Source organism: Mycolicibacter arupensis (assembly GCF_002086515.1).
GTDB lineage: Bacteria > Actinomycetota > Actinomycetes > Mycobacteriales > Mycobacteriaceae > Mycobacterium > Mycobacterium arupense.
Map to the genome: position 1 here is coordinate 62,385 of NZ_MVHH01000005.1, position 20,748 is coordinate 83,132.

The 20,748-nt window shown below is 68.8% G+C and carries 24 protein-coding genes; 5 read left to right on the top strand and 19 right to left on the bottom strand.

The window, feature by feature from the left end; all coding sequences use genetic code 11:
• Position 1: 1 nt before the first annotated feature.
• The 9 genes from BST15_RS04230 to hisD all read right to left on the bottom strand — a co-directional run bounded on the left by BST15_RS04230 (position 2) and on the right by hisD (position 7,579).
• Positions 2-832: a coiled-coil domain-containing protein gene (locus BST15_RS04230; protein ID WP_046188247.1), complete on the bottom strand. Its 831-nt coding sequence runs from the start codon at positions 830-832 to the stop codon at positions 2-4.
• 258 nt (positions 833-1,090) lie between these two features.
• A complete protein-coding gene (gene hisI / locus BST15_RS04235) occupies positions 1,091-1,441 on the bottom strand; it encodes a phosphoribosyl-AMP cyclohydrolase (RefSeq protein WP_046188246.1) in 351 nt (116 codons plus the stop codon).
• Positions 1,442-1,457: 16 nt separating this feature from the next.
• The gene (hisF, locus tag BST15_RS04240) at positions 1,458-2,243 is read right to left on the bottom strand and encodes an imidazole glycerol phosphate synthase subunit HisF (RefSeq protein WP_046188281.1); all 786 of its coding nucleotides are present in this window, start codon (positions 2,241-2,243) and stop codon (positions 1,458-1,460) included.
• Between the two features lie 11 nt (positions 2,244-2,254).
• The gene (locus BST15_RS04245) at positions 2,255-3,070 is read right to left on the bottom strand and encodes an inositol monophosphatase family protein (protein WP_046188245.1); all 816 of its coding nucleotides are present in this window, start codon (positions 3,068-3,070) and stop codon (positions 2,255-2,257) included.
• Between the two features lie 7 nt (positions 3,071-3,077).
• On the bottom strand, positions 3,078-3,842 hold the full coding sequence (priA, locus tag BST15_RS04250) for a bifunctional 1-(5-phosphoribosyl)-5-((5-phosphoribosylamino)methylideneamino)imidazole-4-carboxamide isomerase/phosphoribosylanthranilate isomerase PriA (protein WP_370759842.1): 765 nt from the start codon (positions 3,840-3,842) through the stop codon (positions 3,078-3,080).
• Positions 3,839-4,468 carry an imidazole glycerol phosphate synthase subunit HisH gene (gene hisH, locus BST15_RS04255; RefSeq protein ID WP_188108789.1) on the bottom strand — a complete coding sequence of 210 codons (630 nt, stop codon included), beginning with the start codon at positions 4,466-4,468 and terminating at the stop codon, positions 3,839-3,841. The genes priA and hisH overlap by 4 nt, the downstream gene beginning before the upstream one ends.
• Entirely contained in the window at positions 4,465-5,079 is a 615-nt protein-coding gene (gene hisB, locus BST15_RS04260; protein WP_046188243.1) for an imidazoleglycerol-phosphate dehydratase HisB, read from the bottom strand. Before hisB ends, hisH begins: the two co-directional genes overlap by 4 nt.
• On the bottom strand, positions 5,076-6,215 hold the full coding sequence (locus BST15_RS04265; RefSeq protein ID WP_046188279.1) for a histidinol-phosphate transaminase: 1,140 nt from the start codon (positions 6,213-6,215) through the stop codon (positions 5,076-5,078). Before BST15_RS04265 ends, hisB begins: the two co-directional genes overlap by 4 nt.
• Before the next feature lie 5 nt (positions 6,216-6,220).
• Complete coding sequence (gene hisD / locus BST15_RS04270) at positions 6,221-7,579, bottom strand: histidinol dehydrogenase (RefSeq protein ID WP_046188242.1); 1,359 nt, start codon at positions 7,577-7,579, stop codon at positions 6,221-6,223.
• Positions 7,580-7,735: 156 nt separating this feature from the next.
• Here hisD and BST15_RS04275 point away from each other — a divergent pair, with 156 nt between their 5' ends.
• Positions 7,736-8,134 (top strand): nitroreductase family deazaflavin-dependent oxidoreductase, encoded by a 399-nt coding sequence (locus BST15_RS04275; protein WP_046188241.1) that lies wholly within the window; start codon positions 7,736-7,738, stop codon positions 8,132-8,134.
• Between the two features lie 8 nt (positions 8,135-8,142).
• Here the strand turns inward: BST15_RS04275 and nadC are convergent, their stop codons facing one another.
• The 3 genes from nadC to nadA are packed head-to-tail and all read right to left on the bottom strand — an operon-like array spanning position 8,143 to position 11,623.
• The gene (nadC, locus tag BST15_RS04280; protein WP_046188240.1) at positions 8,143-8,997 is read right to left on the bottom strand and encodes a carboxylating nicotinate-nucleotide diphosphorylase; all 855 of its coding nucleotides are present in this window, start codon (positions 8,995-8,997) and stop codon (positions 8,143-8,145) included.
• Positions 8,997-10,574 (bottom strand): L-aspartate oxidase, encoded by a 1,578-nt coding sequence (locus tag BST15_RS04285; protein WP_046188239.1) that lies wholly within the window; start codon positions 10,572-10,574, stop codon positions 8,997-8,999. Before BST15_RS04285 ends, nadC begins: the two co-directional genes overlap by 1 nt.
• Entirely contained in the window at positions 10,571-11,623 is a 1,053-nt protein-coding gene (gene nadA / locus BST15_RS04290; protein ID WP_046188238.1) for a quinolinate synthase NadA, read from the bottom strand. The genes BST15_RS04285 and nadA overlap by 4 nt, the downstream gene beginning before the upstream one ends.
• A 45-nt stretch (positions 11,624-11,668) precedes the next feature.
• On the opposite strand from nadA, the gene BST15_RS04295 reads away from it, so the two are divergent.
• Both BST15_RS04295 and BST15_RS04300 read left to right on the top strand, forming a co-directional pair.
• Positions 11,669-12,361, top strand: a complete 693-nt coding sequence (locus BST15_RS04295) for an NUDIX hydrolase (protein WP_046188237.1) — start codon at positions 11,669-11,671, stop codon at positions 12,359-12,361.
• 38 nt (positions 12,362-12,399) lie between these two features.
• Positions 12,400-13,725 (top strand): lipase family protein, encoded by a 1,326-nt coding sequence (locus tag BST15_RS04300; protein ID WP_409366515.1) that lies wholly within the window; start codon positions 12,400-12,402, stop codon positions 13,723-13,725.
• Here the strand turns inward: BST15_RS04300 and BST15_RS04305 are convergent.
• From BST15_RS04305 to bioB, 3 genes are read right to left on the bottom strand one after another with little or no spacing between them, the layout of a single operon-like run.
• Positions 13,706-14,344, bottom strand: a complete 639-nt coding sequence (locus BST15_RS04305) for a DUF2567 domain-containing protein (RefSeq protein ID WP_046188235.1) — start codon at positions 14,342-14,344, stop codon at positions 13,706-13,708. The genes BST15_RS04300 and BST15_RS04305 overlap by 20 nt on opposite strands.
• The gene (gene bsaP / locus BST15_RS04310; protein ID WP_082103943.1) at positions 14,341-14,580 is read right to left on the bottom strand and encodes a biotin synthase auxiliary protein BsaP; all 240 of its coding nucleotides are present in this window, start codon (positions 14,578-14,580) and stop codon (positions 14,341-14,343) included. Before bsaP ends, BST15_RS04305 begins: the two co-directional genes overlap by 4 nt.
• Positions 14,580-15,578, bottom strand: coding sequence for a biotin synthase BioB (bioB, locus tag BST15_RS04315; protein ID WP_046188233.1), 999 nt, complete (start codon positions 15,576-15,578; stop codon positions 14,580-14,582). The genes bsaP and bioB overlap by 1 nt, the downstream gene beginning before the upstream one ends.
• Positions 15,579-15,629: 51 nt before the next feature.
• Here bioB and BST15_RS04320 point away from each other — a divergent pair, with 51 nt between their 5' ends.
• Entirely contained in the window at positions 15,630-16,217 is a 588-nt protein-coding gene (locus BST15_RS04320; protein ID WP_046188232.1) for a TetR/AcrR family transcriptional regulator C-terminal domain-containing protein, read from the top strand.
• Here the strand turns inward: BST15_RS04320 and BST15_RS04325 are convergent.
• From BST15_RS04325 to BST15_RS04340, 4 genes are read right to left on the bottom strand one after another with little or no spacing between them, the layout of a single operon-like run.
• A complete protein-coding gene (locus BST15_RS04325; RefSeq protein WP_046188231.1) occupies positions 16,214-16,726 on the bottom strand; it encodes a 2'-5' RNA ligase family protein in 513 nt (170 codons plus the stop codon). The two genes, BST15_RS04320 and BST15_RS04325, sit on opposite strands and share 4 nt — an antisense overlap.
• A gap of 3 nt (positions 16,727-16,729) precedes the next feature.
• Positions 16,730-17,410 carry a dethiobiotin synthase gene (bioD, locus tag BST15_RS04330; RefSeq protein ID WP_046188230.1) on the bottom strand — a complete coding sequence of 227 codons (681 nt, stop codon included), beginning with the start codon at positions 17,408-17,410 and terminating at the stop codon, positions 16,730-16,732.
• Entirely contained in the window at positions 17,407-18,564 is a 1,158-nt protein-coding gene (locus tag BST15_RS04335; RefSeq protein ID WP_046188229.1) for an 8-amino-7-oxononanoate synthase, read from the bottom strand. The genes bioD and BST15_RS04335 overlap by 4 nt, the downstream gene beginning before the upstream one ends.
• A 41-nt stretch (positions 18,565-18,605) precedes the next feature.
• Entirely contained in the window at positions 18,606-19,898 is a 1,293-nt protein-coding gene (locus tag BST15_RS04340) for an adenosylmethionine--8-amino-7-oxononanoate transaminase (protein WP_046188228.1), read from the bottom strand.
• 157 nt (positions 19,899-20,055) lie between these two features.
• Here BST15_RS04340 and ripD point away from each other — a divergent pair, with 157 nt between their 5' ends.
• Positions 20,056-20,688 carry an NlpC/P60 family peptidoglycan-binding protein RipD gene (gene ripD, locus BST15_RS04345; RefSeq protein WP_046188227.1) on the top strand — a complete coding sequence of 211 codons (633 nt, stop codon included), beginning with the start codon at positions 20,056-20,058 and terminating at the stop codon, positions 20,686-20,688.
• Positions 20,689-20,748: the final 60 nt, after the last annotated feature.

Consider the following 20,748-nt stretch of genomic DNA (forward strand, 5'->3'; position numbering starts at 1 on the left):
CCTAGCGGGGTTCTGTTTCATCGGGGAGTTGGGGGTCTGCAGTGGTCGGCACCAGCAGATTCGTCGGCAGGAGCTGCTGAAGCCGGGCATCCCAGGCCTCGTCGCGCTCCGAGTCGCGAACCCGGTGCGAGGCTACGGTCACTGCCCGCACCTGGCCGATCGGCTCGGCGGCCTGGTCCAGCTCGTTGAACTTGATGTAGAAGTCCCGCAGCTGTTCGGTGATGATCGAGCGGACCTTCATGAGTTCCTGCAGCTTGGCCTGGGCAGCCGCCTGCTGCGCTTCGATATCAAGCCGAACCTGGGCCAGCAGCTCCGCCGCTGTCCGCTCGGCCTCGCGAACTATGTCGGCAGCCTCGTGGCTGGCCTGCTGACGCAGGCTTGCAAAGCCTGCCTCGACTTGGCTGGCCTGCTCCTCCAGGCAGGCGCGCATCGCGACCACAGTCTCATGTTCCTTTTGTGCCTCCGCGAGGATTTCGGAGGCGCGGTCATGAGCGTCGTTGCGAATCCGTTCGGCTTCGGCTGCCGCCGACGAGAGGATCGACGTCAGCTGATCACTGAGGTCGGCAATGTCTCCGGGGATTGCTCGCGCGAGTTCGGTGTACTGCGCCGAGGTGGTCGCGAGCTCATGCCGGGACTTATCGACTTGATCTCCGAGGGTGGCGATCCGTGCCTCGCTGCGGTGGATCAGTGCAGACAGCTCGGAGAGTTCCTGCTCTTGAGCCTCGGTATGGCGATAGTTCAACCGCTCCATGTCCGCAGAAATGCGCGCGTAGATGGCGGCGGCCTGGACGTCAACGCGCTGACTCATGATCTTCGCTTGGTCCGCCGTCACGCGTGACACTATATAGCGATTAATTGACGTTAAGGAAGATTAATTCTTCGGCTTCCTGTAAGTCGCTGCAGCACTGAAGATTTCACGCTGGACTAGCACGTTCATTCGGCGATTGCGTCAGCGCCAACGGCCGAACATTCACATGGTGAAGCGATTAGCGCGAGGCCGCAGCTGGATTTGTGAACAGCGATTCGGCCGGGGCGCCGGCCAATTGCGTGAAGGGGTCAGGCCCGGTGCCACCCGGCCACGGCCACCGAATCAGTCCGCGGGGCCCAGTAACAGGTCGGCGTCGAAGCAGCTGTGGTCGCCGGTGTGGCAGGCGCCCCCAGCCTGATCGACCGTCAGCAGAACGGTGTCGCCGTCGCAGTCCAAGCGCACCGAACGGACGTACTGAGTGTGGCCGGACGTCGCGCCCTTGATCCACTGCTCATTGCGCGAGCGCGAAAAATAGGTCGCCTCACGGGTTTCCAGAGTGCGGGCCAGCGCATCGTCGTCCATCCAGGCGACCATGAGCACGTCGCCGCTGCCCTGTTCCTGAACCACCGCGGCAAACAACCCGTCGGCATTGCGCTTGAGGCGGGCAGCGATAGCCGGATCCAGTTGTGTCATCGTCGGCCGCCCCTCCTCATCGCACCACGATGCCCTCGGCCGACATCGCAGCCTTCACCTGGCCGATGGTCAGCTCCCGGAAATGAAACACACTGGCGGCCAAGACCGCATCGGCACCTGCAGCCACCGCGGGCGCGAAATGCTCAGCCGCACCGGCTCCCCCGCTGGCGATCACCGGCACGCTCACCGCGGCGCGAACCGCACGCAACATGGCCAGATCGAATCCCGCCTTGGTGCCGTCGGCATCCATCGAATTCAGCAGGATCTCCCCCACGCCGAGTTCGACGCCCCGGACCGCCCACTCGACGGCATCAATGCCCGTTCCCTGCCGGCCGCCGTGGGTGGTGACCTCCCATCCGGAGGCGGTCGGCGCCGAACCGGCGGGGACCGTACGGGCGTCGACCGAAAGGACAATGCACTGCGAACCGAACTGACGGGACAGTTCTCCCAAGAGTTCCGGACGGGCGATGGCAGCGGTGTTCACCGACACCTTGTCCGCGCCGGCCCGCAGCAGTACATCGACGTCGGCTACCGTGCGCACCCCGCCACCCACGGTGAGCGGAATGAAGACCTGATCGGCGGTGCGCGCCACCACCTCAAGCATGGTGGCGCGACCCGATGACGATGCCGTGACATCGAGGAAGGTCAGCTCGTCGGCACCCTCGGCGTCATAGGCCGCGGCCAACTCGACCGGGTCGCCGGCATCGCGCAGGTTCGCGAAGTTGACACCCTTGACAACCCGGCCTCCGTCGACGTCCAGACACGGAATGACCCGTACCGCCACATCGCTGTGCTTGTGGATCGGTTCCATTATCAGTAGTCCCCCGGTGCGCCGACTTGCTTGAGGATGTCCACGATCTGTTCGTGCACGCCCGGTGCGGCGACCAGCGTTGATTCCGATCGCGCCGTCCACGGTTCTCCGGACAGATCGGAGACGACACCGCCGGCCGCGCGCACCATGGCCACTCCGGCGGCGTGGTCCCAGATGTGGTCGCCGAAACTGATTGCACCGCCCAGTGTTCCGTCTGCGACGTAGGCCAGGTCGATCCCGGTGGCACCGTGCATCCGGGTCCGTGAGGTCACCCGAGTCAGGCCTTCGAGCACCGCGAGTCGGTAACGACCGGGCAGTCTGCCTCGCCACTCCACGTTGAAAGTGCCGATCCCCACCAGGGAGTGGGCAAGGTCGGCGGTCTGCAGCCGCGGCTGGGGTACCCCGTTGCGGATCAATGGTCCACCGGCAAAAGCGGTGTAGCGCTGGCCGGCGAACGGCAGCCACGTCAGCCCGGCGACCGGTTCGCCGTCGCACAGCAGTCCGAGCAGCATGGCAGCCATCGGCGATCCCGCCGCGTAGTTGAAAGTCCCGTCGATGGGGTCAAGCACCCAGACCAACGGGGAATCGATCGGGGGGCCGCCGAATTCCTCGCCGTGCACTCCGATTCCGGTGGCGGACACCAGGGCCTCGGTGATCTGCCGTTCCAGGGCCAGGTCGACCTCGGTGGCGAAGTCATTGCCGCCCTTGCGGACAGCCGAGTCGGCGCGGTGGCCGGCCAGGAACGGCTCCGCCGCGACATCGAGAATCTCCGACGCGGTTGCTACCAGCGCCTTAAGATCCGCGGTGTCCAGCGCCATGCCGGCCCTAGCCCCGCACCGTGGACAGCGCCTCGGGAAGAGTGAACCGGCCCGCGTACAGGGCCTTTCCGACGATCGCGCCCTCCACGCCCCGGTCCACCAGCGTGGCGATCGCCCGCAGGTCATCGAGGCTCGACACGCCGCCCGAGGCGATCACCGGGGCATCAGTGCGGTCAGCGACCGCACCGAGCAGCTCCAGGTTGGGCCCGCCCAGCGTGCCGTCCTTGGTCACATCGGTGACCACGTAGCGCGAACAGCCTTCCCGGTCAAGACGTTCCAGCACCGGCCACAGGTCACCGCCGTCGGTCTCCCAACCGCGGCCCCGCAGCCGGTGGGCACCTTCGGGGTGGCTGGGGTCGATCTGCACATCCAGCCCGACCGCCACCTTCTCGCCGTACTCGGCGATGGCACGCGCGCACCACTGCGGGTTCTCCAACGCCGCGGTGCCCAGGTTCACCCGGGCGCAGCCGGTCGCCAGCGCCGCCTTGAGCGACTCATCGTCACGGATCCCACCGGACAGCTCCACCTTGACGTCAAGGCGGCCCACCACATCAGCGAGCAGCTCGCGGTTGGAACCACGGCCGAAGGCGGCATCGAGGTCCACCAGGTGGATCCATTCCGCTCCGTCGCGCTGCCAGCCCAGCGCGGCGTCCAGCGCAGATCCGTACTCGGTCTCGCTGCCGGCTTTGCCTTGCACCAGACGCACCGCCCGGCCGTCCACCACATCGACGGCGGGCAGCAGAATCAACGCATTGCTCACAGACGTACTCACAGTGCCTCCACCCAATTGCTCAACAGCGTCGCCCCGGCATCCCCACTCTTTTCGGGGTGAAACTGGGTGGCGGCCAACGGCCCATCCTCGACAGCCGCCACGAACGGTACCTGATGGGTCGCCCAGGTCACCAAAGCCTCCGGACGGCCTTCCCAGCGCTGCGCGGCGTACGAGTGCACAAAGTAGAACCGGGTGTCGGCATCCAAGCCGGCAAACAACGTGCTGCCGGGTGCGGCATCGACGAGGTTCCACCCCATGTGCGGGATCACCGGGGCGTCCAGCCGGGTGACCGCGCCAGGCCACTGGCCGCAGCCGACGGTGTCCACCCCGAACTCGACACCGTGGGCGAACATGATCTGCATGCCGACGCACACTCCGAGAACCGGCCGGCCTGCCTGCACGCGTTCGGCAATGATCTTGTCTCCGTTGACCTCGCGCAGGCCACGCATGCATGCCTCGTACGCGCCGACACCCGGCACCAGTAGACCGTCGGCATTGGCGGCGGCGTCGGGGTCGGCGGTCACCTCAACGTCGGCACCCACCCGCTGCAGGGCACGCTGGGCCGAGCGCAGGTTTCCCGATCCGTAATCCAGGATGACCACCGTGGGCCTGGCAGAGCTGCTCACAGGGCACCCTTGGTGGACGGCACGCCGGTCACCCGGGGGTCGAACTCCACAGCCTCGCGCAGCGCGCGGGCAACGGCCTTGTACTGGGCCTCGGTGATGTGGTGCGGATCACGGCCGTAGAGCACCCGAACATGCAGCGCGATGCGCGCATTGGACGCCAGAGTCTCAAACACGTGCCGATTGATCACGGTGTGATAGGGCGCCTGGGTGCCGGCGATCGTGGTGTGCACCAAGTGGTCCGGCTCGCCGGTGTGCACACAGTAGGGCCGGCCCGACACGTCGACGGCAGCGTGCGCCAACGTCTCATCCATCGGGATGAAGGCATCGCCGAATCGGCGGATGCCCCTCTTGTCCCCCAGTGCCTCACCCAGCGCCTGCCCGAGGACGATCGCGGTGTCCTCAACGGTGTGGTGAGCCTCGATCTCGACGTCGCCGCGGGCCCGCACGCTCAGGTCGAAACTGGCGTGACTGCCCAATGCGGTCAGCATGTGGTCGAAGAAGGGCACCCCGGTGTCGATGTCGACGATGCCGGTTCCGTCCAGATCGAGTTCGACCGTGATGTCGGATTCGCGGGTGGCACGTTCCACCCGGGCGCGGCGATTGCCGGTCATGATGCTCCTCGTGACGGTTGGGCGAGTTCAGTGACCGCGAGCTGGCGGCTGGCGGCAAGCAGGGCGTCGTTCTCTTCCGGCAGTCCGGTGGTGGCCCGCAGGTAGCCGGGAATGCCGACGTCGCGGATCAGCACACCGGCGTCCAAGTAGCGTTGCCAGGTCGCGGGCGCATCGGTGAACTGACCGAAAAGCACGAAGTTGGCGTCACTGGGAATGACACGGAAACCCATGGTGGACAAAGACTCCGAGACACGGTCGCGCTCGGCGATCAATTTGGCGACGCTGCCGAGGGTGTCGTCGGCGTGCCGGAGTGCGGCCCGGGCAGCGACCTGTGTCAGCACCGACAGGTGATAAGGCAGGCGTACCAGCAGCATCGCTTCGATGACGGCCGGAGCCGCGATCAGGTAGCCCAGCCGGCCACCGGCGAACGCGAACGCCTTGCTCATGGTCCGGCTGACGATCAGCGTGGCCGGGTAGTCGTCGATCAGCGCGATCGCACTGGGCTCAGACGAGAACTCGCCGTAGGCCTCGTCCACGATCACGATCCCCGGCGCGGCATCCAGCAGGCTGCGCAGGTCGGCGAGCGAGACGCTCTGCCCGGAAGGGTTGTTCGGCGAGGTGACGAACACCACGTCGGGCCGGTGCTCGGCGATGGCGGCTCGGGCTACCCCGATGTCCAGGCCGAAGTCGGAGGTCCGGTTGGCCGCCAGCCAGCGCGTCTGGGTGCCGTCGGAGATGATCGGATGCATCGAGTAGGACGGCACGAATCCGAGGGCACTGCGTCCGGGACCACCGAATGCCTGCAGCAATTGCTGCAGGATCTCATTGGAGCCGTTGGCCGCCCACACGTTGTCCGGCCCCACCGCGACCCCGGTCTGGGCAGTCAGATAGGCCGCCAGATCGGCGCGCAACGCCACCGCGTCACGGTCGGGGTAACGGTGCAACTCCGCGGCGGCCTCCCGCACCGAACGCGCCACATCGTCGACGAGTGCGGCGCTGGGCGGGTGCGGGTTCTCGTTGGTGTTGAGCCGAACCGGAACCTCCAGCTGCGGCGCACCGTAAGCCGACTTGCCGCGCAGGTCGTCGCGCAAGGGCAGGTCCGCCAGCGTGATCCGCCCACCCTGCGCGGAGTCGATGGCGCTCACTGCTCGAACCTCCGCCGGACCGCTTCGCCGTGCGCCGGCAGGTCTTCTGCGGTGGCCAAGGCGATCACGCTGCCGCTGACATCCTTGAGTGCGGCCTCGGTGTAGTCGACGACGTGGATCCCACGCAGAAAGGTCTGCACGGACAACCCGCTGGAATACCGCGCACTACCGGCGGTGGGCAGCACGTGATTGGAACCGGCGCAGTAGTCACCGAGACTCACCGGCGCGTAGGGACCGACGAAGATCGCCCCGGCGCAGCGGATCCGGGAGGCCACCTCCGCGGGGTCGGCGGTCTGGATCTCCAGGTGCTCGGCGGCGTAGGCGTTGACCACCCGGATGCCGGCGTCCAGGTCGTCGACCAGAACGATCGCCGACTGCGGTCCAGACAGTGCCGTGGTGACCCGCTCGCGGTGCACGGTGGTCTGCAGCTGGGTGATCACCTCGCGGGCCGTGGCATCGGCCAGCTCGGGGCTGGTGGTGACCAGCACGCTGGCGGCCATCTCGTCGTGCTCAGCCTGGCTGATCAGGTCCGCTGCCACGTGGGCAGGGTTCGCGGTGTTGTCGGCCAGGATCGCGATCTCGGTGGGGCCGGCCTCGGCATCGATCCCGACCTGTGACCGGCACAGCCGCTTGGCCGCGGTGACGTAGATGTTCCCGGGTCCGGTGATCATGTCCACCGGGGCCAGCTCGCCCTGATCGATGTCGGTGCCTCCGTAGGCCAACAGCGCCACCGCCTGAGCGCCGCCCACCGCCCAGACCTCATCGACGCCGAGCAGCCGGGCTGCGGCCAGGATCGTGGGGTGCGGCAGGCCGGCAAAGGCCTCCTGAGGGGGGCTGGCGATCACCAAGGACGCGACGCCGGCGATCTGGGCCGGAACGACATTCATGACGACACTGGACGGGTAGACCGCATTGCCGCCGGGGACGTACAGGCCCACGCGTTCGACCGGCAGCCAGCGTTCGGTGACGGTGGCACCCGGGGCCAACGTGGTGGTGGTGTCGGTGCGCCGCTGGTCGGTGTGGACCAGCCGGGCCCGGGTGATCGCCACCTCCAAAGCGGCGCGCACGACGGGGTCCAGCTCGGCCAGGGCGGTGTCGAGCGCCGCAGCCGGCACCCTGACGGTGGCCGGGCGCACCCGATCGAACGATTCGCCGAACTCCAGTGCCGCGGCGGCCCCGCGCTCCGCGACCGCCTCGACGATCGGCCGCACCCGCGGCAGTACCGCCTCCACGTCCACACCTCCACGCGGCAGCACGGAGCGCAGTCGTGCCCGCGAGAGATTCGACGAAGAGGCCGACTGGTTGGTGCCGCGCAGGTCGATGCGTGCCATCAGGCCGGTGTTCACGCCGTCCATTGTCCCAGAGGGGCTCAAGTCAATATCGCAGCGCCGGGATAGCGCCGCGATGACGCGCTGTCGGGGGGCTCACCATTAGGGTGGTGCGCAGTGTGACGTCGGTGAACACCGATTTTTCGACGTTACCGCCACGCCCCACTGAGGAACGGAGTTGCCATGGCAGCCGACGACCCGTCCACGCTGCCGGCGATATTCCCGGCATGGGTGGACCGCCTGCAGATCAAGTACTTCAACCCGGTGGTCAAGCCGCTGTCTAAGTTCCTGCCGGGCACGTCGTTGATCACCCACCGGGGACGCAAGTCCGGCAAGACCTTCCAGACGGTCGTGACGAGCTACCGCAAGGACAACACCCTCGCGATCGCGCTCGGGCATGGCAAGACCGACTGGGTCAAAAACGTGATGGCTGCGGGCGAGGCGGACATCAGACTGTTCCGCACGGAACTTCACCTGGTGAACCCGCGGATCCTGCCGGCCGGCTCGGGCGACACCTCACTGCCGTTCCTGCTGCGGGTGCAGAACCGCAAGGTGGCGGTGCTGGTCACCGACATCGCCTGACAGCGGCCTCACATGTCCAGGCCGATGTCGAGCACTCGCACCGAATGTGTCAGGGCTCCCACGGCCAAGTAGTCGACGCCGGTGGCGGCGTAGGCCGCCGCGCTCTCAAGGCTGAGGCCACCGGAGGACTCCAGCAGCACGCCGGGGGCGCGGGCATCGCGCCGTTGCACCGCCATCTGGGTCTCCCAGACCTCGAAGTTGTCCAGCAGCACCAGTTCGGGCGCCTCAGCCAGCACCTCGTCGAACTGCTCGAGCGAATCCACTTCGACTTCGCAGGGCACCTCGGGCGAAGCCGCTCGGACGGCCCGCAGCGCCGCGGCCACCGAGCCTGCCGCGGCCACGTGATTGTCCTTGATCAGGGCGGCATCGCCCAGGCCCATGCGGTGGTTCACCCCGCCGCCGACGCGCACCGCGTACTTCTGCAGCACCCGCAGGCCCGGCAACGTCTTGCGGGTGTCGCGGATCCGCGCCGAGGTGCCCTCCACCGCATCGACCCAGGCCGCCGTGGCGGTGGCGATACCGGACAGATGGCAGACCAGGTTGAGCATGGTGCGCTCGGCGGTCAACAGGCCGCGAGTGTCGGCGGCCAGACTCAACACCGCCGCACCCCCGGGAACCCGGGAACCGTCGGCCACCCGATCCAGCACCCGATAACCGTCGGCGCCCAGCACCTCGTCGAGTACCAGCAGGGCCAAGTCCACCCCGGCGATCACCCCGGGCACCCGGGTGACCATGGCGGCTTCAGCGGTGACACCGGCAGGCACCGTCGCCGCGGTGGTGACGTCGGGTCCGTAGCGAAGATCTTCGTCCAGGGCACGGGAAATGACCTGGCGCGCCTCGGCGAGCTCGGTCTCGGACAGCATCACTTGACTCCCGCGGGTGTCTCGAGCGCGACGACCCCGTCGCGCAGCCGGATGGTGGAACTGCGAGCCTGCGCCGGATCTGCGCCCGGGTATTCGGACCGGTGGTGGCAGCCCCGGCTCTCGGATCGTGCCGACGCCGCCGCCACCACCACCGTGGCAACGGCTGTCAGGGCGGCATCCTCGACGCCGGCCCGATCAGTGACCGGGCGCGCGGCGGCGCTGGTGAGCAATTCCTGCAACCGGGCCAGCCCCGTCGCGTCGCGAACCACCGAGGCATCGCGCGACATGGCGTCCTGCAGAATCCGCCGCTGCAGTACCGGGCGCCCCGCGATATCGGGCGCGGTGGCCTGAACCCGGCCCACGGCTGCCGCGTGCGCTGCGGCGCCGGTTCCGGCCCGCTCGCCCACCACCAGCCCCTCCAGCAGACTGTTGGACGCCAATCGGTTCGCCCCGTGCATTCCGGTGCGGCCCACCTCGCCGGCGGCGAACAACCCGGCCAGATCGGTGCGTCCGGCGACGTCGGTGACGATGCCGCCGCAACTGTAGTGCGCGCCCGGCACCACCGGAATCGGTTGGTGCACAGGGTCGATACCGGCGCCGCGGCAGGCCGCGGTGACGGTCGGGAAGCGACCCTCGAATCCCTCTATACCGCGCGCATCGAGGTACACGCAGTCATCGCCGGTCTCGCGCAACCGGGCGTCGATGGCACCTGCGACCACATCGCGCGGCGCCAGATCCCCCATCGGGTGCACCCCGTCGGTGACCGAGACGCCCCGGGCGTCGATCAGCCTGGCGCCTTCCCCGCGCACCGCCTCGGTGATCAGCGGCCTGCGTCCCCCGCCGGCGCTGCCTGCCTCGAACAGCATCGTCGGATGGAACTGGATGAATTCCAGGTCGCTGACCGCGACGCCGGCCCACAGCGCCAGGGCCACCCCGTCGCCCGTCGCCCCACCGGGGTTGGTGGTCGCCCGGTACAGATGGCCCAATCCGCCCGTCGCCAACACCACCGACGGGGCATGAATCACGCCGATCCCGTCGGCGTTCGCCACCAGCACTCCGGTGACGCTGTCGGTATCGCGCAGCACCGCGAGCACCACGTGGCCGCCGCGGATGTCCAGCACCGTCGCCGCGTGGTCCAGGGCGCGCTGCACCTCGGCTCCGGTCGCATCGCCGCCGGCGTGAATGATCCGGCGCCGCGAGTGGCCGCCCTCGCGGGTCAGCGCCCAGTGACCCTCGGAATCCTGATCGAAGACCGCTCCTGCACCTGCTAGATCCGACACCGCGCGATAGCCGTCGGCCACGATCGAGGTCACCGCGCCGCGATCGCAGAGCCCACCACCGGCGGCCATGGTGTCGGCCACGTGGGCTGCCACCGAGTCGTCCGTGTCGGGCAGCACCACCGCGATACCGCCCTGGGCGTAGTGCGTCGCCGTCGCCGCTGATCCGGCAGCCGATTTGCTCAGCACCACCACGGTGCGCCCGGCGCGGTGCGCGGCCCGCGCCGCCGCCAGCCCGCCGACTCCGGTGCCGACGACGACGACGTCGGCACGTTGCTGCCAGGTGGGTTCAGTGGTCACTTGCTGACCGGAACGGAGTGTCCGATCGCGATCATTCGCTGCACGCTGCGGGCAGCCAGCCGGGCGGTCTCGGGGTCGACGTGAATCTCGTCGGCACCCTCGGTCAAGCTGCGCAGCAGGGCCGCCGGGGTGATCATCTTCATGTACTTGCAGGCCGCTTTGCGATTGACGGCCTCGAAGTCCACCTGCGGTGCGGCCTTGCGCAACTGGTGGATCATGCCGATCTCGGTGGCCACCAGCACCTTGCGGGCCCCGGTGCGGGCGGCCTCCTCGAGCATGCCGCCGGTCGAGAGGATCTTGACCTGCTCCGCGGGGAAGTGACCCTCGCCGACCAGATACAGCGACGATGTCGCGCAGCCGCACTCGGGGTGCACGAACAGTTCGGCGTCGGGGTTGGCGCGCGCCTTCTCCTCGAGTTCGTCGCCATTGATGGCGGCGTGTACGTGGCATTCGCCGGCCCAGATGTGGATATTGTCGCGGCCGGTGACCCGCTTGACGTGCTGGCCGAGGAACTGGTCGGGCAGGAACAGCACCTCGCGGTCCGGGTCGATCGCGTTGACCACGTCGACCGCGTTCGATGAGGTGCAGCAGTAGTCGGTGAGGGCCTTGACCGCCGCCGTGGTGTTCACGTAGGAGACCACCACCGCGTCCGGGTATTCGCTGCGCCAGGCCTGCAGTTCCTCGGCGGTGATCGAGTCGGCCAGCGAGCATCCCGCGCGGGTGTCGGGCAGCAACACCGTCTTGTCCGGGGACAGGATCTTTGCGGTCTCGGCCATGAAGTGCACGCCGCAGAACACGATGGTGTCCTCGTCGGCGGTGGCCGCGATACGCGCCAGCGCCAGGGAGTCCCCGACATGGTCGGCGATGTCTTGGATCGCGGGCAGTTGGTAATTGTGGGCCAGGATTGTGGCATTGCGTTCGTGCTTGAGCCGGAGGATCTCGGCCACCCACTCCTCGTCGGGCTCGATGCCGCTGTAACCGGCCGGCGAGTTCACGATGCGGTCGGCCAGCTTGCCCGCCTGCACACCGTTGTCGGTGAGGGTGGTCATGGGTGACTCCTTCTCAAAACAGGTTTTCGACTTATAATCGAAAACGTGGTCCATACTAGCACCGCGCATGAAGTGCTCACCGTCGTCTTCCAGGTTGGCGGCCTCGACCAGCGCCGACCGCGACTCAACGTGCTGCTCTGGGAACGCGCCCGCGAACCGCAGTTGGGCCGCTGGTCACTGCCCGGCGGCCTGCTGCGCACCGATGAAGACGTGACGGCCTCGGCCCGCCGGCAGCTTGCCGAGAAAGTCGATCTGCGTGAGATCGCCCACCTCGAGCAGCTGGCTGTGTTTTCCGACCCAGGCCGGGTTCCCGGCGTTCGCACCATCGCCTCGACATTCTTGGGCCTGGTGCCCTCCCCCGCCGATCCCGAGCTGCCCGGCGACACGCATTGGCATCCGGTCGACGACCTACCGCCCATGGCGTTCGATCACGGACCGATGGTGGCACACGCCCGCAGCCGGCTCGTTGCCAAGATGTCCTATACGAATATCGGGTTCGGTTTGGCGCCAACGGAATTCATACTTTCGACGCTTCGGGACATCTACAGCGTGGTGCTGGGGTATCAAGTCGACGCCACCAATCTGCAGCGGGTATTGGTGCGCCGCGGGGTGATCACCCGCACCGGAACCACCGCCCGATCCGGGCGCAGCGGGGGCCGTCCGGCAGCCCGTTACCGGTTCACCGAGTCCGAACTACGGGTCACCGACGAATTCGCCGCGTTGCGGCCGCCCGGGTGAGTCGACTGGAATCTTAATGCCCTCTTAGGCAGAATGCCCTGATGGACTTCGACAGCCTCGCCCGAGAACCATCTGTCGAGTGGATCGGGCAGGCCCCGCACGAGCCGCTGCAACCGGCCGCGCGCCCCCGGCTGCCCGCCGAGGATCCCTTCTACGAGCCACCGGAGGGCTTCCAGCACGCGGAGCCGGGCACCGTCTTGCGCTCCCGAGAGGTCGAGCTGGCCTTCATGGGGCTGATTCCCCAGCGTCTGCATGCCACCCAGCTGCTCTACCGCAGCACTGACCGCCACGACGTCGCTCAGGCGGCGATCACCACCGTGTTGGTGCCGGCCGACCTTGACCGAACCCGCCCCTGCCCGATCGTGTCGTACCAGTGCGCGATCGACGCGGTCGACGGCCGCTGCTTCCCGTCCTTCGCCTTACGCCGACGCGCCAAGGCGCACGGCTCGTTCACCCAGCTGGAGTTCGTGCTGATCGCCGCCATCCTGGCGCAGGGCTGGGCCGTCTCGATCCCCGACCACGAGGGCCGCGACGGCCATTGGGGAGCGCCGGTGGAGCCGGGCCACTTCGTGCTCGACGGACTGCGCGCGGCGTTGGCCAGCGAGCAGGTGGGGCTCCCGGGTGACGCCCCGATCGGACTGTGGGGTTATTCCGGCGGTGGACTGTCCACGGCGTGGGCCGCCGAGGTCTGCGGCAGCTACGCACCGGAGCTCAATATCGTCGGCGTGGCGCTGGGTTCCCCGGTGGGCGACCTGGGCAACACACTGTTACGGCTGAACGCATCATTCTGGTCCGGCCTGCCGGCACTCATGATCGCCGCGCTGCGGCGGGTCTATCCGGACCTCGACGCATTCGTCGAACAGCACGCCACCACCGATGGACGCGCGCTGATGCGGATGCTGGAGTCCACCAGCACCGCGGCGGCGGTGCTGCGGCTACATCACCGGTCCCTGAGCTCCTACATCGACAAACCGCTCAATGAGCTGGTGGAGACGCCGGTGGTCCAGCAGGTGTTCGAGGAGACCCGGCTCGGCGGCACGGCGCCGGTTCCGCCGATACTGATGCTGCAGGCCATTCACGACCAGGTGATCTCCGTTCACGACATCGACACCCTCGCCGCGGCCTACACCGCGGGCGGAGCACGGGTGACCTACCACCGCGACCCGCTCAGCGAACACATCACGTTGCATCCGGTGTCGACGCCCATGGTGCTGGACTGGCTGCGTGACCGCTTCGCCGACCGGCCGCTGCCGCAGGACCCGGTCCGTCGCGACTGGCCGGCACTGCTGAACCCCAAGACCTACGTCGGGCTGGTCCGGCTCGGCCTGGTGGCCGCACGCGTCATCACCGGTAGGTCGGCGTAACCCCACCGTCTGGGGCCGGTGCGCCCGCCAGCGGCCCTCGGGCGGGCTCGGGCGGATAACCGCCCAGGTCCTCGCGGGTGCTCCAGGTAGCGCACAAGGCGTACACCAGCGCCGCGGTGGCCGCCGGCAACAGCAGTGTGGCCGCAATCTGCAGCGGCGAGTGGCCGAAGAAGACCGGTGGCCCCTCGGCGACATAGTGCACACGTTGCTCCGGGGTCACCGGGGCCGCATCCACGTCGATGGTGCCGTAGCGCCGGTGCACCAGGAGGCTGCCAGTCAACACCGACAGGGCCGCCCCGGCAGTCAGGCCCACGGACAGGCCGGCGATCATGCCCGGTCCGCGATGTGCCCGCCACTGCCAGGCCAGGGCGGCGGCGACGACGGCCACCACTCCCCACAGCCCGAGCAGCAGGAACGGCGCGATGAAGAAGTGTTCGGCCTCATTGCCCAGATAGGCTTGGACCCGTTCGCCACCACGGGTGAGCGCCACCACGCCGTGAATGGGTGGGGCGATCCACGCCCACAGGGCTCCTACCGGCAGACCGACCGCGGTCAATCCTCCGGCGAGGACCAGGCGAGCCCGGCCGCGCGTGAGCCGCGGGGCGGGGTTGGGTGTCACCGCCGGGTGTCCAGGTCGGTCGAATCCACCAGGCCGTGCCGTGAGCACTTGGCCCACCAGCCATCCGGCCGGACCTGCACCATCATCCGGCGCCCGCACGCGGCGCAGAATCGCGGCGGCTCCAGGCCCAACTGAGCCGCGGTGGGCAGTGCCGCACCGGCGGGGTCATCGCTCTGCACGCCGGTGTAGACGTTGTAGATGCCGGCGCCCAGCGCAGCGGGCAGGTCGCGGACCATCAGAGGCTGGCGTTGAGTGCCTTGATCGGCATCTGCAGATCGTCGAGCAGTTCCAAATCGGTCTCGGCCGGACGGCCCAGCGTGGTCAGGTAGTTGCCGACGATTATCGCGTTGATGCCGCCCAGGATGCCCTGCTTGGCGCCCAGGTCACCCAGCGTGATCTCACGGCCGCCGGCGAAGCGAAGCATGGTGCGCGGCAACGCCAGCCGGAAGGCGGCGACGGCGCGCAATGCGTCGGCGGGCGGCAGTACCTCCAGGTCACCGAACGGGGTGCCGGGCCGCGGATTGAGGAAGTTCAGCGGTACCTCGTGGGGGTTCAGTTCGGCCAGGTCGGCGGCGAACTCCGCGCGCTGCTCCAGGGTCTCCCCCATGCCCAGGATGCCACCGCAGCAGACCTCCATGCCGGCTTCGGCCACCATGCGCAGGGTCTCCCAGCGCTCCTCCCAGGTGTGGGTGGTGACCACCTTGGTGAAGTGCGATCGAGCGGTCTCCAGGTTGTGGTTGTAGCGGTGCACGCCCATGGCGGCGAGCTGGTCCACCTGCTCCTGGGTGAGCATGCCCAACGAGCAGGCGATCTGGATGTCGACCTCGTTGCGAATCGCTTCGATTCCCGCTGCGACCTGGGCGAGCAACCGCTCGTCGGGACCGCGCACGGCGGCGACGATGCAGAATTCGGTGGCCCCGGTCTTGGCCGTCTGCTTGGCCGCCTCGACCAGGCTGGGAATGTCGAGCCAGGCGCTGCGCACCGGCGAGGAGAACAGACCCGACTGTGAACAGAAGTGGCAGTCTTCCGGGCAACCACCGGTCTTGAGGCTGATGATGCCTTCGACCTCGACCTCCGGGCCGCACCAGCGCATCCGCACGTCGTGAGCCAGCGACAGCAGCTCCTCGAGCCGCTCGTCGGGAAGCTGCAGCACCTCGAGGACCTGGTCGCGCCGCAATGCCTCGCCGCGCTCGAGTACCTGTTCCCGGGCCAGTGCCAGGATGTCGTCGGTCATGCGCGCCGCTCCTCCTCAAGACTTGAACGGTGTTCAGGTTAGGCTAGCGGGGTGCAGCTGCACAAACGTGACCCCAAGGACGAGATCGTCGCGGTGGCGACCGCCATCCTGGACGACTACGGCATCGCCGACCTGTCGATGCGCCGGCTGGCGCGTGAGCTCAATGTCAGCCCCAGCGCGCTGTACTGGCATTTCGCCAACAAGCAGCAATTGCTGGGCGCGGTGGCCGATCGTGTGCTGGCGCCCGCGTGCGGCGACCCGGGTCCGGGCAGCTGGCAGTGGCAGATCCAGACGCTGGGTGAGCGCCTGCGCGATGCGCTGTTGTCCCACACCGACGGTGCGGAACTGGTGTCGGCCAGCATGGCGGCGGGCCAGTCGCAGGCTGCCACCGACATTCTGGCGCTGCTGGCGCGCTCGGCCACGGCGGCTGGGGTGCACCCGGATCAGGCCGGACAGGTCGCGCGCACCGTCGTCTACTACGTCTTGGGTTTCACCGCCGACGAACAGTCCCGCCTGCAGTGGGACGCCGCCGGGGCCGCCGAGATCACGCCCGACACCGATCCCAGCAGCGCTTTCGGCTTCGGCCTGGGCCTGCTGATCGACGGGCTGGCCCTGCGGGCCGGGCTCTCCGTCGGCTAACCACCGACGATCGGGTGTTCGGTGCGTGCATCGCCATCCCACCGCCGCAGCCCGACGAACCGGCCGGCCACCGGCGAACCGGCGGCGATGCGCTGCGCCCCGGCCAGCGTGCCCGCATCCAGTCGGCGGGCCAGCGTCACGTGGGCGGTCCAGGCACCGGGCCTGACGTTGGGCAACGGCCCAGGTGTCAGGTGCGGCGCACTGAGCCGATACACCTGTTCATGCATGTCCAGCAGCGCCATCGTCGGCACCACCAGACGCGCCAGGACGCCGTGGGAGTGGCCGAAGATCAGCGTCGCGCCCAGCGTGCAGCCCAGCGGCAGCAGGTCGACAAGCGAACTCAGCTCGGCGTCCACCCGCGGGTCGATGTGCTGGGCGACCACGAGGGTGACATGAGGTCGGGCGGCCGGGTTCTGACTGGGCACTCCGGCGGCTGCCAGCTGAGCCCAGATTCGCCGGACCGACGCCTCGGTGGCGTCGTCGAAGACCAGCTCGAGCGAGTGCACCATCGCTCACCCGGCCAGGGCGCGCACCCAGTCGAGGTCGAACGCCGCGGCACTCATGGCGGCGAATTCCGCCTCCTCCAGCGCCCCGGCTCCAGCCGGGAGCACGGCACGTACCGGCGCCTGTCGGGCCAGCGCCGCGCGATTGCTGGTGGCGGCCGGTCCGGGCTGCTGGGGCCAACTGCCGATCACCAATCCGGCACACGAGAGGCCCTGCCCAGCAAGTGATTCCAAAGTCAGCGCCGTGTGGTTGAGGGTTCCCAGCTCCGCGCCCACTACCACCAGTACGGCGGCATTGAGGTCGACCGCCAGATCTCGCAGCGTCACACCGTCGGCGGCCAGCTCGACCAACAGGCCGCCGGCACCCTCCACCAGGGTCAGGCGGCCCGGGCGATCGGCGCCACGAACCAGCGACAGCAGCTCCGAACGTCTCGGCAACGCCATTCCGGCCTGCTCGGCGGCGGCGGCCGGGGCCAACGGCTCCGGGTAACGGGCCGAAGCGAACAGTTCGCTCACCCCGGACAGTCTGCCGACCTCGGCCAAGTCGTCGTCGCCGTCGGCGATTCCGGTCTGGACCGGCTTGCAGACCGCGACATCCAGGCCCGCCTGCCGTGCCGCAGTGGCCAGCGCGGCGGTGGCGATCGTCTTGCCCACCCCGGTCCCGGTACCGGTGATGATCACGACCGTCATGACGTCACGGCGGGGTGATCGCGCAACACGTCGCGCAGCACCCGCCCCGCCAGCTCCAGATCACGCTCGGTCAGGGACGCGCGCGCGGTCAGCCGTAGCCGTGACGTGCCCGCGGGCACCGAGGGCGGCCGGAAACAGCCCACCCGGACTCCGGCGTCCAAGCAGGCGGTTGCGGCGGCCACCGCCTTGTCCGCCTCGCCCAGAATGACGGAGACCACCGCGGACGGCGGCTGGTGGCGCAGGCCGCATACCTGCGCCAGCACGCTTGCGTGGCGCAGCACGTCGGTGGCGCGGGTCGGTTCGGCGATCAGGACGTCCAGGGCCGCCGAGGCCGCACCCAGGGCCGCCGGAGCCAGACCGGTGTCGAAGATGAACGTGCGGGCGGCGTCGATCAGGTGATCGCGAACCTCCACCGGACCCAGCACGGCGCCGCCCTGGCTGCCCAGAGCCTTGGACAGCGTGGTGGTGATCACCACGTCGGGCGCACCTGCCAGTCCCACTTCGTGCACCAGCCCGCGGCCGCCGGCACCGCGCACACCCAGCGCATGTGCCTCGTCGACGATCAGCAGGGCCCCGTGCCGCCGGCAGATCTCATGCAGGTCACGCAGCGGGGCCAGTGCGCCGTCGGTGCTGAACACCGACTCGGTGAGCACAACCGCGCGTTCCTCGGCCCGTTCGGCCAGCGCTGCGGCGACGGCGTCCACGTCGCGGTGTGCGGTGACGGCGACCCGCGCCCGGGACAGTCGGCACGCGTCCACCAGGGACGCGTGGCAGTAGGCGTCCGAGACCACCAGCGAGCCGGGTCCGGACAGGCTGACCACCGCCCCCAGATTGGCGGTGTAGCCCGAGGAGAACACCAGGCCCGCAGGTGCACCGGTGAAGTCGGCCAGGCGCTGCTCGAAGTCCTGGTGCAGTTCGGTGTTACCGGTCACCAGCCGCGATCCCCCGGCGCCGGCGCCCCAGGTCTGCAGCGCCTCGATGCCGCCGGCGATCACCTCGGGGTGGGTCGCCAGGCCCAGGTAGTCGTTGGAGGCCAGGTCCAGCTCGCAGGTGACGACCGGCCGCACCCGCAGAGACCGCCGGAGGCCGGCCTGACGACGCCGCTGCTCCACCTCGGCCAGCCAGGCCAGTGGTGACACATCGGTGCGGTTCACACGGCACTCCCTGCGCGGTAGTGGGATGACTTGAACACCGTTCAGGCTAAGGCATGCACCGCGCTCACCATCGCGCTGCCGATCCGGGCGATCTCCTCGGGTGTGCAGACATAGGGCGGCATGGCGTAGATCAGGTTGCGGAACGGGCGTAGCCACACCCCGTGGGCCAGCGCGGTCTCGGTGGCAACGGCCAGGTCTACCGGTGCGCGGCATTCGATGACACCGATGGCACCGCAAACCCGCACATCGGCCACCCCGGGCAGCTCACGGGCGGGCGCCAGGGCGGCCGACATTCCCTCGCTGATGCCCGCCACCGCAGCACGCCAATCGTGGCCCAGCAACAGCTCCGTGCTGGCGACCGAGACGGCGCAGGCCAGCGGATTGGCCATGAAGGTGGGGCCGTGCATCAGCGCGCCGGCCTCGCCGCCGCTGATGGTGTGGGCGATCTCGGTGCTGCACAAGGTGGCGGCCAGGCTGAGGTAGCCGCCGGTCAGGGCCTTGCCGACACACATGATGTCGGGGCTGACGCCGGCGTGGTCGGCGGCGAAGAGCTCGCCGGTACGGCCGAAACCGGTCGCGATCTCGTCGAAGATCAGCAGCACGCCGTGGCGGGTGCAGGCCTCGCGCAGATCCGCCAGGTAGCGCGGATCGTGGAAGCGCATCCCGCCGGCACCCTGCACCACCGGTTCGACGATCACCGCCGCCACCTCGTCACGATGCCGCTCGAGCTGCGCGTCGAACGCCGCGCTGTAGTCCGGGTCATAGTCGCGCGGTACCTGCGGGGCGAAGAGCTGGGCCACCAAGACATCACGCCACAGCGAATGCATCCCGCCCTCGGGGTCGCAGACGCTCATCGGAGTGAATGTGTCGCCGTGGTAGCCGCCGCGCCAGGTCATCAGCCGATGTTTGGCCGGGCGGCCGCGCGCACGCCAGTACTGCAGCGCCATCTTGACCGCGACTTCGACCGACACCGATCCAGAGTCGGAGAAGAACACCGTGTCGAGCCCGGCCGGGGTGATCTCCACAAGCAGCTGCGCCAGCCGTGCTGCGGGCTCGTGGGTGAGTCCGCCGAACATGACGTGACTCATGTTCTGCAGTTGTGCGGACAGCGCGGCGTCGAGTTCGGGGTGGCCGTGACCGTGGATGGCGGTCCACCACGAACTCATGGCATCAAGCACGTCGGTCGGCGCACCGGCGAGGGACAGGGTCAGGTATGCGCCGCGGGCGGCCAGCGCCACGCGCGGAGCCCAGGACTCGGCGCCGATCGTGCTGTAGGGGTGCCACAGGTGCGCGGCATCGATGGCGCTGATCTGGTCGGGACTCAACGCGGGCATGCCTGAGGACAGTAGTGGGCCCGGGCGTAACCGTTGGGTCACAGGTTGCGCAATTTCTCTCCCGTGGCCGTAGGCGGCGCGTATTCGCCGGTAGTCTCTGTGACAGAAGTGACGAGTGATACTGCCGTGATTATCGGCCGAGAAGGGGTTTGTTCCTATGAAACGCGTCTGCGCCACCGCGATCGCACTGGCGGCGACACTGGCCCCCGCGCTCAGTGCTGCGCCCGCGTACGCCGACCCGCTGTCCCAGACCGGCCAGAACCAGCTCATCGAACGCGTGATCCAACGTGCGCTGTCCCAGCGCGGGGTCCCCTTCGTCTATGGCGGCGGCGACGTCAACGGGCCCACCAACAGTGCACGAGCCCGTGCGGCGACCACCCGCAGCTCACTGACCGACATCGGCCGCGCCGGCCTCCCCACCGGACCGGTACCGGCCGCCGGCGCCACCCCCGGGCTGCCAGGCCTGCCAGGGACCACGCTCGGGCCCTCCGAGGAGATCCCGGACACCACCACCGTGGGATTCGATGCGTCCGGGCTGATCCAGTACGCCTACGCCGGCGCCGGCATCAGGATGCCGCGCACCTCGGGCGAGCAGTGCAGCGTCGGGCAGAAGGTGCCGCCGGCGCAGGCTCGCCCCGGCGACCTGCTGTGCTACGGCCCCGGCGGAACGCAGAGTGTTGCGCTGTATCTGGGTAACAACCAGATGATCGAGGGCACCAGCCCAGCTGTCGCCGTGTCCCCGGCCCGCACCTCAAACATGGTGCCGTACCTGACCCGCGTACTGCCCTGACGACCGACTCGGGCGACATCACAGCGCTTGAGAATGCGGTTTTGCCAGGCCGTTAGGTAG